This window comes from Micromonospora sp. ALFpr18c, from assembly GCF_008868155.1.
In the GTDB taxonomy this organism is placed as follows: domain Bacteria; phylum Actinomycetota; class Actinomycetes; order Mycobacteriales; family Micromonosporaceae; genus Micromonospora.
The window spans coordinates 1-422 of the sequence record NZ_WBKR01000513.1; the positions used below are offsets into that span (position 1 = coordinate 1).

Genomic DNA, 422 nt, shown 5'->3' on the forward strand with positions numbered 1-422 from the left:
ACTGGTCGGAGAGGTGCAGGACGCGACACGACGCTTCCGCGCACGCTGATCGTCCACTCGAACGACGAAGGCCGCCGATCCGTCTACGGGTCGGCGGCCTTCGTCGTTCGGTGCTCAGCGCGGGCGGGCGCGCTCGTACTGCGGCGGCCAGGAGACCTCGGCGTCGAGCTCGTGCGCTGCGCGGAGGGCGAAGTGCGGGTCGCGCAGCCACTCTCGTCCGGCGAAGATCGCATCGGCCGCACCATCGGCGAGCACCTGTTCCGCCTGAGCGGCCGCCGTGATGAGGCCCACCGCGGAGACGGGGATCCGACCGCCCTGGCGCACGCCCTCAGCGAGGGGGACCTGGTACCCGGGGAACACGCTGATGCGCTGGTGTGCGACGAGGCCGCCGCTGGACACATCGATCAGATCAGCGCCGTGCT

General features: G+C 71.3%; 1 protein-coding gene. It reads right to left on the reverse strand.

All coding sequences use genetic code 11. The annotated features are described in order from the left end of the window. Window positions 1-114: 114 nt before the first annotated feature. The coding region (locus tag F8271_RS31895) for a tRNA-dihydrouridine synthase (protein WP_192580571.1) at window positions 115-422 on the reverse strand (308 nt) is incomplete at its 5' end.